Here is a 14945-nt window from a genome sequence, read left to right as displayed (position 1 = left end):
TTCGGGTGTTAGATCGTGATGGGTTGTGGGGGTGGGGCGGTTTGAGTGGTGGTGCGGATGATGCTGACTTCTGCCGGAAGGCCTGTGCCGGCTTTGGTGTCCGGTAGTTGTGTGATGGTGCCTTCGCTTAGTGTGGTTCGCATCGCTTCTTCTCGTTTGTGCTGCAGGTGTATCCAGGTGCCGTCGAGGACTGCTTGTGGTGGGTAGTAGTTGATCCCACTGTGTGGGGTGGCGTTGTAGGCCGGCACCCAAGCGCTGACCCAGGCGTTGGCTTCGCCCAGCGTGGTAAAGGTTTTCGGATAGTAAGTCCTGGTCTTTAGGGTGTGAAACACCGACTCGGCGTGCGGGTTGTCGTTGCTGGTGTGCGGCCGGTTCAACGAGCGGGCCACACCGTGTTCGGCGAACAGCTTGCCGAGTCGTTTGCTGGTCATCGCAGCACCGTTGTCGGAGTGCACGGTGTGCACATCGGGAAAACGAGTGAAGATGTCGGCGAACATCGCTGCTGCAAGTTGGCTGTTTTCTCGTTCGGCGACGACGAACCCGACGATGGCACGCGAGTACAGATCGATCACCATGTGCAACGCGAAGGTGTGCCCGTAGTACTGGCCAGGCAAAAACGTAATGTCCCAGCACAACACCTGTCCGGGGGCGGTGGCGTGCACATGCGGCGGCGCGGCGGTGTGGCGGCGTGTAGCTTGTCTGGCTTTGGTGTTGTGGCGTTGGTGCAACAGTTTGCCATGGGCTTTGGCCACCCGGTAAAAGCTGCGCAGACTCGCCAGATAGATCCCATTGTTCAACGCGGCGTAAAACACCTGGTCCACCCCGCAATGCGGATTGTCATCCAGTATTTCCACGATGCGTTTCACAGTGGCATCCGGCAACCGGTTGATCCGGCGTTGGTGATGCGGAATCGGATTGTCGGTACGTGGGCGCGGATTGGTTTCGTAGAAGACCCGGCTGCGCGACACGCCGATAATGCCCATTGCCTTCGTTTTGGAGTAACCGACGGAAACAAGCTGGTTGATCAGCGTTTCTTCCGCTTGCCGTCCTTGCTCGTAGAGACGTTGTTGGGCGTCGGTGAGGACTTTTCCTCCGCGTCTGAGTCCACGCCAGGTGCTCCTGGCAGAGAGTGTCCGATTGTTTGTGTGCGGGGCTTGGTTTACAAGTAGTCCGCGAACCGGTCAGGGTACGCCACGGCTAGCTGGTTGATGGCTTCTTTCCAGCCGGTGGCTTTCGCTCCTTCAATATAGCCGTTGCATTCCGTTGCCCGCTTCGCCTTCCGTGCACGTTGGGCGGCACGCTTGTCCTCGATATTGCAGATCATCAACCACAGCGTCTTCAGCGCCGCGGCATCACTTGGAAACTGTCCCCGGTTACGGGTTGCTTTGCGAAGCTCGGCGTTTAGCGACTCGATCGAGTTCGTGGTGTAGAGCACCCGCCTCGCAGCTGGCGGGAACTGCAAGAACGGGATGAAGCGCTCCCACGCATCGCGCCAGACCTTCACCGACTGTGGGTACTTGCGCCCCAAAGCGGAGTCGGCGAACGCCTCCAGGGCTGCAGAGGCGGTGTCTTCATTCGGCGCAGTATAGACGTCTCGCAGGGCAGCTGAGACTTGGCGGCGATCCGCGTAGGACACCCACCTGTTGGCCGCTCGGATCAGGTGCACGATGCAGGTCTGCACCATCGATCCAGGCCAGGTCGCTTCTACCGCTTCCGGCAGGCCCTTAAGCCCGTCGCAGCAGACGATGAAGACATCTTGCACCCCGCGGTTAGCAAGATCCGCGCAGACGGAAGCCCAAAAGCTCGCGCCTTCATTGTCGGCGATCCACAACCCCAGGATGTGCTTGATGCCGTCCATATCCACCCCGACCGCCATGTAGCAGGCCTTGTTGATCACCCGGTGTCCGTCGCGGATCTTCACGCGCAGCGCGTCGAGGAAAATCACCGGGTAGAACTCGTCGAGTTGACGGTTCTGCCAGATCATTACCTCGTCTAACACCGCGTCGGTGATCGTGCTGATCGTATCCGGGCTCATCTCCACCCCAAGGGTGGTGGCGAGGTGGTGCTGGATGTCACGCACAGTCATCCCACCGGCGTAGAGCGAGATGATCATGTCGTCGAGCTCGGTCAAACGGCGTGAGCCTTTCGGCACCATCTGCGGGGTGAACGTGCCCGCGCGATCACGCGGCATCGTGACCTCAATTGGGCCGTAACCGGAATCGACGGTTTTGGTGTACGACCCGTTTCGGTGGTTCGTATCCTCCCCGGACTCAGCTTTCGCTTTGCGATCCGAGTGCTGGTAGCCGAGGTGGTTGTCCATCTCTGCCTGCAGGCCAGCGTTAATCGATGCCTGCAGCAATCCTCGTACCAGGTCGCTGGCATCGTCTGCGGAGGTCGATAACTCGCCGATGAGCTTGGCGAGCTCGGGATTATCCATCAGCTTCTCGCTGATCTCGTTGACCCTGGTCGGGTCATGGTTTTTCTTCGGTGACACCGTAGTCATTATCGGTGAAACTCCCTCTGGATCAGAGCCTCACACACAAACTTCCTGACACTCCCTCCTGGCATGGACGCTAAAGCTTTTCCCAACACGTCAGTGGCCAACTCAGCCCGCTCTGCCCTTTCCGTGGCCTTATCCAGGGCACGCTGCATTGCTTCTTCCCGGCGTTTCGCGTCGAGTTCCAGCTTGCGTTTGTCCTGCGTTAGCGCGGAGATTTCCTTGCGCAGCTGCTGAATTTCAGCGCATTCATCCATTGTCAACGTTCCAACCCTCCTTGGCCTTGTGCGTGTCGGCAGATCACCGTCAGCCACCATTGCTGTCCAGCGTCGCACGGTGTGCAAAGCAAGTCCATGCGCAACCAACCACGCTTCTTTCTGGCCATGCGGTACTAACCCGTACTCGACAACCACCTCACGGATGTATTCCGCACTAGGTCTGCCCAGGTAGGCAGCATCAACCAAGCGTTTGGCACGCTCGGCACCGTCAAGGCCGTCATCAGTGGTTTTCGACTTCTGCAATGCGCGGGCCCAACGCTTGATATTGACGTATTGAATTCCCTGCCGAGCACACCACAGGCCCTTCGTCCCATAGGGCAACACGTTGTAAATCGTGATCATCTGCCGCTGCTGTGCTGGATGAAACCAACTACCAGAACCGGTAACACGATACGGGGAGAACACGAACACCACCGCCTCAGGCGACGCCAACGTCTCCTCATCGAGCACTTCCCCCGCCCCCAGCACACGCGGCGGCACCGCCAAGATCTCCTCGACTTCCTCACGCAACGTCTTAGGCTTGACCTTCCGGGTAGCCACCGGGACCTCAACAGCCGGAGCCGACGTCAACACCGACGGCACCAACTGAGGCAACTGCGAATCGGTCATGAACAAAACCTCCTACGGTTCGTCGTTCACAACCACCCTGGCACTAAGGGACGGATATCGATTTTTACAGGGCCAGCGCCCGGCCGGACCCGACAGACCTGGCTAAGTCCTCAATCATCAGACTTAGCCGGTGGGTTCTAGAAACTGGGCATCCCGTTCGCAGTGACCCAGCCCCATGCCGCGAGACCGATGCCGCCCAAGGCCATCAAGAGGCCGGCGACGATCGCCGCGACGTTAGACGGACTAGGGGAATCGCTCGCAGGCCCAGCGACCGGTGTCGTCGTGGTGGTGACGGTGGAAGTCACCGTTACCGCGTTCTTCCCAGGCGCGGGTGCCGGTTGGTTCGGCCGCGTCTTCACCGGGGTTGGCACCACGGGCGCGGGCGCCGAAGTTGACGTAGGAGCCACGGACGAAGGGGTAGGCGACGGAGAGGGGGTCGCCGTTGCGGTAATCGCAGGCTTCAGCTTCTCGTCGACGACCTTCTTCAGCTTCTCGTTCGTCTCGGTGGGAAGTTGTTCGACGACCTCGCTCAGCTCTTCCTTCGTCAGGTCCAGCACCGGCACGTTGAGGTCCTGGCTGTACTGCACCTCGTTCTGTTCGTTGTACAGGCTGAAGCGAATGGGGAGGACCTCGCTCTTGTAGCCGGTGAGGTTGGGCACTGGGACGTCGATAAGCAATGTGCCCCCGGAGGGATCGTTGACACCGGGAACGGTGTACTTCTCCGTGTAAGTGTCTTCGTTGTAGGTGTATTCGAGCAGGTAGGTGTGCTCCTCGACACCATGGTTGCTCACCTCTGCGTGGATGACGTTGTCAGGGTTCGCGGTGACGATGCCGTTCGGCCGCTCCTCCGTATCCACCAAACGGAATCCGCCCTTGCCGTTGTTCTTGGCGGCGGCGATGACAACGAGATCACGCGTGGTTGCGTCCTCGTTTTTCGACATCTCTGGTTTCTCAATATGGCCGATCGCGCGACCTACCTTGCCGCCGGTGAAGGTGAGGTTGTCCCAGTCGGCACCAATCTCGTAGGTGCCCGTGAAGCACGGGTCCGCAGCGCTCAGACGCGCGCAGCGGTCCTCGAGCTGCGCAGGGTTGCGCGACGGGCCCTTCGTGAAACCGAAGTGCTCAAACTGGTACAGGTAATTCATGGTCGACTTGTACCCGGGCACGTAGTTGTACCCCACCGCCCGATTCGGCTGGTTGATCGCGCCAGAGTGACCAAGGCCGAGGTTGTGTCCGAACTCGTGAAGAATGGTGTTGCGCACCTGCTCGTCGCGGTTCATCTGCGCGTACCAGGCAACGTAGAACGATCCTCCCGGCATGGTGCCCAACCCGGAAGCGTCATTTCTGGGCGCCATCTGGTCGCCGATCACACCGAGGTGGAAGACTGCGTCCCGGTCTCCGAGGAGCGTGTCGCTGTAGCCCTGAAGAACCTCACGGCCATCCTTCCCGTTGAACGGGTACCGCTCGAACTCGATGGGCCCGCCCTTGAGTTGCCCCGACTCGAAGGATGCGAAGTTGGTGTACCACTCACCTGCATCAATGTGCAGGTTGACACCGTTGTCCGCGAATTCCTTGACTAGGTCATCGAGGATCTGTTTCGATGGCCGGTAGGCGTTCTTGTTCACCTCGGCGCACTCGACCCAGTTCATCGTCTTGTCAATGTTCTTGGCAAACCTGCCCCTCACATTGCACGCGTTCTCGTTGAACTCCGGCTCCATCCAGTTGAGCTGGAGGAACACGTCCTTCTGGTCGGGGCGCGCGCCCCACCTCGCCAGGTCGAGCTTCTGCCCACCGCTGGGGGTGAAGGAGCCGCGCTCCCACTCGTCGGGGATGCCGTCCTGGTCCGCGTCCTTCGTACGCAGCTGCGGGGTGAGCTCTACGCTTATCGACGCCCTCACGGTCTCCCCCGGATCCCACCCGCGGAACCAACCGGCGCCTTGCGCGCTGGCCCCACCATCGACTGCCTGGCCCTTCCCGCCGTCTACGCCCCACCGGGCACTGGGGATCGCATAATTCGGATCGCTGGCGAACCCGGACGTCTGGTGACCTCCGCTGAAGGTGACCTCCATGTCGTAACCCGGCGCCTCCGATTCCGCGAAGATTGCCTTTCCGTCGAAAGTGCCCGCAAACGCGGCTGGGTTCCTCGGGTCCCTGCGAGCGAAGTGGAGAAGGTCGAGCTGGAGATTTTGCTGTCTCGGCGTGGTGTTGGTGGCTTCGACAGTGACATCCACGCGCGAGCCGTCCACTCGGACGATCCTGGACACTTCGATCCCGGTTCCCGGATCCGTGGTCACCATCGTGGTGGTGTCCCCGTTGCGGCTCACGCGCGCGGGGGTGACGAACTGCCTCGTACCGCCGATGTACATCGAGGTTTGAATGTCCGTCTGCAATAGCCCCGCGGTAGATAGGGGAGCATTCCACGTGAATTGGAGCTGGGATGTCTGGTGCAACGCGTCCAACGTTGCGCTTGTCAGAGCTCCCTCACCGCTGCGGTTATAGGTTGCTACCTGGCCGTTCACGGATGTCGCGGCAGTCGCCGGTATACCAGGCACGGCGGCGACGGTGCCCAGGGCAAGCGCGGTCGAGGTGGCCAGCGCAATGATGGTTTTGGGGGTTCGCATGCTTTCTGGCCTTCCTAGAGGTTGATGCCGAACTGGCGGAGCTGGTCACGGACAGGTGCGGGGATGAGGCTCGGGTTTTGTGTCAGCGCAAATCCAGCACCACCGATGAGCGCGAGAGCGCCAAGCACAATCGCGATGATCCCGCTCGCGCTGGAGCCGGCCTGCTTCGACGTTTCGGGTGCGGGCGCGCCCACGGTGGAGGTGACCGTTGTCGTCACCGTCGGGGTTGCGGCCTTCGAGGCCGTTGAAGCGGACTTGACGGCCTTAGCCTTGACGTTGACAACCTTCTGCGAGTTGTCCTTGAACGTCGCTACGACCGGAATGATGACCTCTTCGTTCTCGCGGACGTCCTCGCTCGTGTGGACGGTGAGTTCACCCGTGGTCGGATCAATGCTGATGTCCCAGTTCGGAGCCTCGAACGTGTCTTGGATGGCGAATGTGGTGTCCTCGGGCACGCTGCGTTTCGTGTCCTCGGACGACGTTTGCCCAGCCGGCACGACCAGCTCTGCCCACTCCGGTTCCGCGACACGCGCGATGGAATCCGCAACAAACTCCGCCGTCACGAACTCGGTCGATCCGTCGGCGTAGCGCACCTCCACCACCGGGTAGAACTTCGTTCCCGGCGCCGCCTCTTTCGGTACCCGCGCCGTGATAGCGCCAGTTGGCTCATCGACGACTCCGTCCACCAACCCAGCGGCGTCGACAAGCGTGAAGCTCGCGTTCGTGCCGACGGTGCCGGTACGCGCCGCGGTCCCCTGCTCCCCTACCTTGATCACGGTCTCGGGGTAGGCGGGCTGGTACCGTTCGGCGTCGCTGGTCGGCTCGGCTACCCCGATGGTCGTCGTGATCGTCTTCGTCGAACCGTCCGCGAACAGCGCAAGGGTAGTGAACGTGAGCGGCTTTGCATTCTCGGGGGCCGTGGCTTGCAGGTCGCCGGTCGCCGGGTCGACGGATACGCGCCAACCGTCGAGCTGGTTCGTGCGCGCGGTGATGAACTCGGTGTTTGCCGGCAAGTTGCGGGTCCCTGTTTGGACGATATTCACCGTCTTGTTCGGAGCGGCAGCCTTATCCGCCTCGTAGGCGAGGTTCGTGTCATCGGCCTGCGTCTTCTCCACGATCTCGAACGGGATCGTGACCTCTTCCGTGGATCCGTCCGGGTACGTCACTTGCACGCGAACCTGCTGCGTTTCGCCGGCCTTAGCGTTCGCAGGCGGGGTGAACTGCACCAGTTGGCGGGTGACGCCGTCCTCATCGGTGACCTCGATGATCTCAGCGCCGGGGGTCTTGGCGTCGAGCTTCGTGCCGACGGGCAACGGTTGATTCTGGAAGGTCTGATCGTTATCCGTCAGCGTCGCCAACGGGTTCACTGACAGGCTCTGCTTGTTCGCTCGCGCGTACACCGTGGGGAACACGGGCTGGTAGCGGTCCGCGTCCTTTTCGGCGACCGGGGCCGGTGCGTCGCTGACGCTCGGCTGGACCGGTGTCGGTGTGGGCTTTGGCACCGCCGACGTGGGGACCGGTGTCGTGCTGGTGGTCGTTGGGACCGTCGTACTCGAAGGAACGGGGGTTGTCGTCGTCGGCCGAACCGACGTTGCGCTCGTTGGCGTGGGCGCGGATGTCGTCGGTGCGGGCGGCCGCGGCAGCTCTCTGGCGACCGCGGATGCTAACGCGGTGTCGGTGGTACCGTCGGCGTATGTGATGGTCACCTCGGCAGTAATAGTGTCACCAGCTGAAGCGTCCGCCGGAATTCGGATCTTTGCGACGCCCCTGTTCGAGACCCCTTCCCCCTCGCCACTGATGGTGAACCTCGCGCCATTAGGAATCGCTACCGCGAATCCGTCGCGGCGAAGTTCACCCTGCACCTCGACGAGCTCGCCCGGGTAGCCGGACACAGCCTCGGGGAACACCAGCTCGTGGGTGAGCGATGCGTTGCCCACCCTCGGATCCTTTGGATCCTGGTCCATCTCGTCCACGACACCATCGCCGTCGTCGTCTCGGTCCTCGATATCGGGGATGCCGTCACCGTCGGTGTCTAACAGGAACGTCGCGGTGGTGGATACGGGGTCGGCTCCGTTTTTGAAGGAGATCTCGATCGGGATGTCCAGCTCCTCGACCCGCGCGTTGCTGTACGCGTACACCCTCAACCCACCGTCCCAGGGTCTTAAGTTGACGGAGTACCCTTCGGGGGCAACGAAGCCGTCGGCCAGGTTATATTCGGCCACGCGATCCGGTGGGGTTGCCGACATGTACTCCGGAGAAACTTCAACCGCACCTTCGTTTCTAACCACAACCTTCGGAGCGTAGGCTACCTCATACTCGGGAAGCTTTACGATGACCGAATCCGCAGCTACCTCATCAGACTCATTGCTGTAGATCGCAATGGTAGTAATTATGTCTCCGTCTTTCGCATCGATAGGTACCCGGAAATCGCAACGGTCAATGCCTGCGACGGAGTCCGGATATATGTAGCACTCATCATCGAGCCGCTCACCGTTGCGATAGATTTGCACATAATTGCGACCAATTTCCGGTACCGTTCCAGAGGCTGTGACCTTTAGAGTCTCTCCTGGCTGGACGAATTCCTCCTTTAAGTCGGCACCCGTCAGCTTGATCGCTACGGAATCTTGGAGCGGCAATCCAAAGTAAATCCCGCCGTAGCCACCGCTAGCGTTCAAGCGCAAGTGAGATTCATTTTTTCTGGTGTCATCAGAACCAGATAGCGGCGAACGGAATTCCGGTCTGGTCCATGCACTCAGCGAGGGCACCGGATCACCATTTGAATTGCGGACAAAAGCGTAGACATAATCACGGTTCTTTTCCGATACCACCCCCTCTGGGAATCTAACAGTGAAGCTACCTGTCCCCAAGTAGGTCACAACCGTTGCAGCGATCGCGTCCGGATTATCCTGTAGGAACGTTTTTACGTCTCTGGTGCTGTTATTTCCGCTGCCTACTGCCGCACGATAAATGTCGACGTAGTCTTCATCAAGCACTGAGAAAACAACCTCGTACGTCTCACCAGTGACCATTCCAATGGCACTGTCGAAACCCCATGGCGAAGTTTCACGCCTAGTACTCCCAGAGAACCACCCGAGTGGAGTATCGACAGTATCCGAATATCCTTCGTCGTCTCGGAGCCATTCATTCTCAGGTTTAGTCATCAGACTTACGTCTGGAAACTCGTACATGCGAATTTGAATGCCACTGACATCTGATCCAACAGTGACCGTCGTCCCTCGCGCCTGTTCTGGGTCTACCATGACGAATTCACCCGGGTTGATAGCTCCATGGGCGAACATCGGGCTAAGGAGATTTCCCGACGTTGCGTGATAGACCGGATCCATCCAAATCTTGTAGCGCTGACCTTCCCTGGCTGCAAATTTATGTGTCCGCCCCGCACTATCGGTGAAGCCCTCCCGGAGGTCGAACTTAAACTTCGCAGAACGCACGGAGGCCTTATAAGTCGGCGACACGGCGCCATCGTTGTCGATCCACTGCAAATAGATTGGGGCACCGTAACGAACGGTGTTCCTCGTTTCCCCTAAATAGACCACACCAGAAATGGTGTTAGCCGAGCCGTCGTAGCCACTCTCCAGCGCATCCGCTTCGATCACCGGAGCGAAGTTGGGTACTCTGTTTATCGTCGTTTGCGCCGCAGCCGCTTGCATGGAGTCTGCAGCTCCAAGCGCTTGCGCGGTAGGCAACACAAGCGCAAGCGACAGCGCAGCAGCTGCAATTGAGGTCCCCCGGCGGCGGGAACGCAAGGAACGCGGGTTGGAAACCGAACGGGAAGCACCCATGGAATCTCCTTGAAAGAGCGGTTCGTGCACGTGTCCATAAAATCTTGGAGTTTCCTGCCCGAAACCTGCAAATATCGATATTCAAGGATGAGCCTAAACCGAACGCCCACCCGGATCAATCGGGCGGGCGTAATTTATGCAACTTCTAAACTGGGCTTAGTGACAGTTTAGGAAGACGCTCTCCGCCTCCGTCGAGAAGCAGCTGGCTCCCACGCGACCACCGCGGTCGAGCGCGGGACGTGCACCAGTTCACCGCCCCGGCGCGGGGAACCCGCATCCAGACGCTGACGCAGCTCCTCGTTACGCCCGCGCTGCGCTTCCAGTTCGTCCTGGAGTTCCTCGATCTGCTGGGTCATCTCGATGATGGTCTTGATGCCCGCGAGGTTTACCCCTTCCTCCTGGGAGAGGTACTGGATACGCCGCAGCATGGTGATGTCGCGCTTGGAGTACCGTCGCCCGCCGCCCTTGGTGCGTACCGGGGTGACTAGGCCGAGCCGGTCGTAGGTGCGCAGGGTTTGGGCGTGCATGCCGGTGAGCTCGGCGGCGGCGGAGATGACGAAGTATTCCTCCTCGCGTCGCTGCGATGATTGCCTTTCTGCCATCTACCTCACCTCCCCCTATAGTCCGGCCCAGCCGGCGCGCGGGTCGAAGCCCGCGTCTTTCTCGGCCTGGGCGTAGGCGCGAAGCGCCGAGGTCGCCGAAGGATCGAGGTCGGCCGACGACGGCACCTTCACCTCAACGGTGACCAGCAGATCGCCGTTCTTGCCCGAGCTCTTCGGGATGCCACGGCCACGAACGCGCAGAGTCCGCCCGTTCGGGGTGCCGGCCGGCACTTTCACCTTCACCGGGTTGTCCAGGGTGGGCACGGTGATGGTGGCGCCGAGGGCAACCTCGGAGAAGGACACGGGCACGGTGACCTCCAGGTCGTCGCCGGAGCGCTTGAACACCTTGTCGTCTCGCACGTGCACGGTGACAAACAGGTCGCCGGAGGGTGTCCCGTTCGGGCCCGCCTCGCCTTGGCCGGCCAGCCGCACTTTCTGCCCGTCCACCACGCCTGCGGGGATGCGCACGGTGATGGAGCGGGTGCGGCGTACGGTGCCGGTGCCGTCGCAAGTAGGGCACGGGTCTTCGATCACTTCGCCGGTGCCGCCGCAGTTCGTGCACGGCCGCGCCATGCCGAACGCGCCCTGGTTTTCCCGGATGAATCCGGAGCCGGAGCACACCTCGCACGTGTGGGTCTTGCCGCTCTTGGAGCCGGAGCCGTGGCACGTGGTGCACGGCGCGTCGCCGGTGAGCTCCACCGGGATGGTGGTGCCCTTGGCTGCCTCGCGGAAGTCGAGGGTTATTTCCGTTTCGACGTCGGCCCCCCGCGACGGCCGAGCGTTCCTGCCAGCACCGCCGCGGCCGCCAAAGAAGCCACCGAAGATATCACCAAGGCCGCCGTCTCCAGCTTGTCCACCAGCCCCTCCGAAGATGTCTCCGAGGTCGAACTCCGTTTCCGTGGTGCGAAACCCGCCCGGGAACCCGGAGCCTCCTCCCCGCCCGAATCGGCCGCCGAAGCCGCCGCCGGAACTAATCATGGATTTGAGCTGGTCGTACTCTTTGCGCTTCGCCTCGTCGCCGATCACGTCGTAGGCTTCGGCGACGCGCTTGAACTTCTCCTCGGCCTTTTTGTCGCCGGGATTGGAGTCCGGGTGGTTTTCGCGTGCGAGCTTGCGGTACGCCTTCTTGATGTCCGCTTGGCTTGCCGACGAGCTCACGCCCAGATCGCCGTAGTAATCCTTATCTGCCCATTCCTGTTGCATGGCCATCCCGCACCCTCCTTTCTTGTGTCTGTTGCGTGGTGTGGTGGTTGCTAAATGAGTTTTGTCGTTTTAACTGCTGAAGCTAGCTGTACCTAGCGGTAACTAAAGGCTATTGAAAGGGGCCGGGGACGAGGCCGCTTGTCTGCTCGCGTGTCCTCATGCCCCGGCCCATGGCGGTGATGGTTTCTTACTGCGCCTGGTTATCGGTGTTATCGGCTGCAGGGTCCGCGATGATCACCATGGCGTTGCGCACGAGGCGCTCGCCCACCGTGTACCCCTTGCGCAGTACCGTGCCCAGGACTTTCTCGTCGCCTTCGGACAGGTCCTGCACTGCTTCGTGGATCTCCGGGTTGAAGGGCTCGCCCTCTTCGCCGAAGGCCTTGACGCCTTGGCCCTCGAGCACGGTGTGGAACTTGTCGCTGAAGGCCTTCAGGGGGCCTTGCTCCAGGTCGCCGTGCTGCTTGGCTAGATCGAGATCGTCGAGAAGCGGCAGCAGCTGCGTGGCGAACTTCGCCTTTGCCTGCTCCGCGGACTGGCCACGCTCGCGTTCGGTGCGGCGACGGTAGTTCGCGTACTCGGCGCTCACGCGCTGCAGGTCCTCGGTGCGCTCGGCGAGCTGCATCTCGATGTCGGATACCACACCGTCGCCGTCGGCGTCCGGGTCTACTTCGGCGCCTGCGCCGCGCTCTTCGGCGTCGGCAATCTCCGCGGCTTCGGCAAGCTCGGCGTCGAGCTCCTCCGGGCTGGCGTCTAGGAGGGGGTCCTCGTCCGCGGCGAGTGCCTCGGACTCGGCGGCCTCGTCAGCCAGCGACTCTGCGGTGTCCGGGGAGACGTACTGTTCGTCGGTCTCGGTCGGTGCGCCCGGGTCGCGGGGCATTTCCTGGTTGAACTCGTCACTCGGGTTCGTCGGGTTCGGCATTGCTCGCCCTCCTTCCTGCTTACTTGTTCTCGCCGTCGGTGGCGTCGGTCTCGTCGTCTTCGACAACCTCGGCGTCAACGACGTTGTCGTCGCCAGCCGGGGCGTCGGCCTGGGTAGCGCCGGCGTTGGCCTCAGCCTCGTACAGCGCGGTGCCCATTGCCTGGGACTCGGTGGTCAGCTTCTCCACGGACTCCTTGATGGCGTCCAGGTCGTCGCCCTTGAGCGCCTCGTCGACAGCATCTGCCGCCTCGGTGACGCGGCCCTTGACGTCCTCGGGGAGCTTCTCACCGTTTTCGTCCATGAACTTGCGCGTCTGGTACGCCATGTTCTCGGCGTTGTTGCGGGTCTCCTGCTCCTCGCGGCGCTTCTTGTCCTCCTCGGCGTGTGCCTCGGCGTCCTTCACCATGCGCTCGATCTCTTCGTCGGACAGGCCCGAGCCCTCCTGGATCTTGATGGTGTTTTCCTTGCCGGTGGCCTTGTCCTTCGCAGAGACGGACACGATGCCGTTGGCGTCGATGTCGAAGGTGACCTCAATCTGCGGCACGCCACGCGGCGCCGGGGCGATGCCCGCCAGCTCGAAGGAGCCGAGCAGCTTATTCGCGGAAGCGATCTCGCGCTCACCCTGGAACACCTGGATCTGCACGGACGGCTGGTTGTCCTCAGCCGTGGTGAAGGTCTCGGAGCGCTTCGTCGGAATGGTGGTGTTGCGCTCGATCAGCTTCGTCATCACGCCACCCTTGGTCTCAATGCCCAGGGACAGCGGGGTGACGTCGAGAAGCAGCACGTCCTTCACGTCGCCGCGCAGCACGCCTGCCTGCAGGGCGGCGCCGAGCGCGACAACCTCGTCCGGGTTGACCGACTTGTTCGGCTCCTTGCCGGTCAAATCCTTGACCAAGTCGGTCACAGCCGGCATACGGGTGGAGCCACCGACCAGCACGACGTGGTCGATCTCGCCGACGGACAGGCCGGCGTCCTTGATCACCTGGTTGAACGGCGCCTTGGTGCGCTCGAGCAGGTCGGAGGTGATCTTCTGGAACTCGGTGCGGGTCAGCGTCTCGTCCAGGAACAGCGGGTTCTTCTCGGAGTCCACCGTGATGTACGGCAGGTTGATGGATGCCTGCTGCGCGGACGACAGCTCAATCTTCGCCTTCTCCGCCGCCTCGCGCAGACGCTGCATAGCCATCTTGTCCTTGGACAGGTCCACGCCGTTCTGGGACTTGAACTTATCGACGAGCCACTCAACGACGCGGTTGTCCCAATCGTCGCCGCCGAGCTCGTTGTCGCCGGCGGTTGCGAGCACCTCGACCACGCCGTCGCCGATCTCCAGCAAGGAAACGTCGAAGGTGCCGCCACCCAGGTCGAACACCAGGATGGTCTGGTCCTTCTCGCCCTTGTCCAGGCCGTAGGCCAACGCAGCCGCAGTCGGCTCGTTCACGATGCGCAGGACGTTCAGGCCCGCGATCTGGCCAGCCTCCTTGGTGGCCTGGCGCTGCGCGTCCTCGAAGTACGCCGGGACGGTAATAACAGCCTCGGTGACCTCGTCGCTCAGGTAGGCCTCCGCGTCGCGCTTCAGCTTCTGCAGCGTACGAGCCGAGATCTCCTGCGGGGTGTACTTCTTGTCGTCGATGTCGACGGTCCAGTCGTCGCCCATGTGGCGCTTCACCGAACGGATGGTGCGGTCGACGTTGGTCACCGCCTGGTTCTTCGCGGACTGGCCGACAAGCACCTCGCCGTTCTTCGCGAATGCGACAACGGACGGGGTCGTGCGGGAACCCTCGGCGTTCGGGATAACTACCGGCTCGCCGCCCTCAAGGACGGATACGACGGAGTTCGTGGTGCCAAGGTCGATACCAACTGCACGTGCCATAAGTGTGTGTTCCTCCTGTTTGGAAATGCTGTTTATCTAAATTGTTTGAGAGTTGAACTGCTACGACTCAACTTCGACAGCGACTATAGCACCGGCGGCGGTTGTGTCGAATTAAAGTTGAGCATTGATCACTCAACCTATGTAACTCACGGACACGGATGCTTGTTCCCGATCTAGAAAAAAATTTTCCTCCCGGATTCGTTAGTTGCTGCCACCCCACCCGATGCGGTCGCCGTTTCTAAGACATGAACGCAGCGTGAATTTCGGAAGAACTCTTCCCCAAAAGCCCATTACACCCGTCTATAGGCGCTGCGCACGCAAGCTTATCGACGTATCGTTCACCAGAATTCAGTTTTGCCCACGCAACTGAAAACTCCACTCCCCACTTCCCGAAAGGCCCCGCCATGTCTCTACGCCGCAAGAGCTTCGTAGCTTCTGCCGTAACTGCATCGCTTGTGACAACGCTCCTCACCGCCCCGTTCTCGACCGCGCAGGTTGCCGCGGGTGAAAACCGCACTGTCAACGCGCCAATGTCCTGTCAGTCTTTCG

Annotated in this window: 8 protein-coding genes and 1 pseudogene; all 9 read right to left on the bottom strand. The window is 61.3% G+C overall.

Going from position 1 to position 14945, the window contains the following annotated elements:
* Positions 1–8: 8 nt before the first annotated feature.
* Positions 9–1079: pseudogene (locus HWX32_RS01105) on the bottom strand (IS3 family transposase); the annotation flags it as partial.
* Positions 1080–1159: 80 nt separating this feature from the next.
* Positions 1160–2503 (bottom strand): IS256 family transposase, encoded by a 1344-nt coding sequence (locus HWX32_RS01100; protein WP_175934395.1) that lies wholly within the window; start codon positions 2501–2503, stop codon positions 1160–1162.
* Entirely contained in the window at positions 2503–3384 is an 882-nt protein-coding gene (locus HWX32_RS01095; protein WP_175934394.1) for a hypothetical protein, read from the bottom strand. The genes HWX32_RS01100 and HWX32_RS01095 overlap by 1 nt, the downstream gene beginning before the upstream one ends.
* 137 nt (positions 3385–3521) lie before the next feature.
* On the bottom strand, positions 3522–6005 hold the full coding sequence (locus HWX32_RS01090) for a hypothetical protein (protein ID WP_175934393.1): 2484 nt from the start codon (positions 6003–6005) through the stop codon (positions 3522–3524).
* A gap of 14 nt (positions 6006–6019) precedes the next feature.
* Positions 6020–8251 carry a YPDG domain-containing protein gene (locus tag HWX32_RS01085; protein ID WP_175934392.1) on the bottom strand — a complete coding sequence of 744 codons (2232 nt, stop codon included), beginning with the start codon at positions 8249–8251 and terminating at the stop codon, positions 6020–6022.
* 1721 nt (positions 8252–9972) lie between these two features.
* Positions 9973–10407 (bottom strand): heat shock protein transcriptional repressor HspR, encoded by a 435-nt coding sequence (locus tag HWX32_RS01080; protein ID WP_175934391.1) that lies wholly within the window; start codon positions 10405–10407, stop codon positions 9973–9975.
* Between the two features lie 15 nt (positions 10408–10422).
* Entirely contained in the window at positions 10423–11616 is a 1194-nt protein-coding gene (gene dnaJ, locus HWX32_RS01075) for a molecular chaperone DnaJ (RefSeq protein WP_175934390.1), read from the bottom strand.
* A 181-nt stretch (positions 11617–11797) separates the two neighbouring features.
* A complete protein-coding gene (gene grpE / locus HWX32_RS01070; protein ID WP_254868202.1) occupies positions 11798–12529 on the bottom strand; it encodes a nucleotide exchange factor GrpE in 732 nt (243 codons plus the stop codon).
* 19 nt (positions 12530–12548) lie between these two features.
* On the bottom strand, positions 12549–14396 hold the full coding sequence (dnaK, locus tag HWX32_RS01065) for a molecular chaperone DnaK (protein WP_175934389.1): 1848 nt from the start codon (positions 14394–14396) through the stop codon (positions 12549–12551).
* Positions 14397–14945 lie beyond the last annotated feature (549 nt).

It is taken from the genome of Corynebacterium sp. Marseille-P4321 (genome assembly GCF_903645305.1).
Classification (GTDB): Bacteria; Actinomycetota; Actinomycetes; order Mycobacteriales; family Mycobacteriaceae; genus Corynebacterium.
The sequence above is the reverse complement of the archived record's forward strand: the minus strand, read 5'-3'. Positions and strand labels throughout refer to the sequence as shown.

Bases quoted from the DNA above. Each gene is read 5' to 3' on its own strand.
- HWX32_RS01100 (WP_175934395.1), bottom strand. From the start codon at position 2,503: ATGACTACGGTGTCACCGAAGAAAAACCATGACCCGACCAGGGTCAAC.
- HWX32_RS01095 (WP_175934394.1), bottom strand. From the start codon at position 3,384: ATGACCGATTCGCAGTTGCCTCAGTTGGTGCCGTCGGTGTTGACGTCG.
- HWX32_RS01090 (WP_175934393.1), bottom strand. From the start codon at position 6,005: ATGCGAACCCCCAAAACCATCATTGCGCTGGCCACCTCGACCGCGCTT.
- HWX32_RS01085 (WP_175934392.1), bottom strand. From the start codon at position 8,251: ATGTCGGCAACCCCACCGGATCGCGTGGCCGAATATAACCTGGCCGAC.
- HWX32_RS01080 (WP_175934391.1), bottom strand. From the start codon at position 10,407: ATGGCAGAAAGGCAATCATCGCAGCGACGCGAGGAGGAATACTTCGTC.
- dnaJ (WP_175934390.1), bottom strand. From the start codon at position 11,616: ATGGCCATGCAACAGGAATGGGCAGATAAGGATTACTACGGCGATCTG.
- grpE (WP_254868202.1), bottom strand. From the start codon at position 12,529: ATGCCGAACCCGACGAACCCGAGTGACGAGTTCAACCAGGAAATGCCC.
- dnaK (WP_175934389.1), bottom strand. From the start codon at position 14,396: ATGGCACGTGCAGTTGGTATCGACCTTGGCACCACGAACTCCGTCGTA.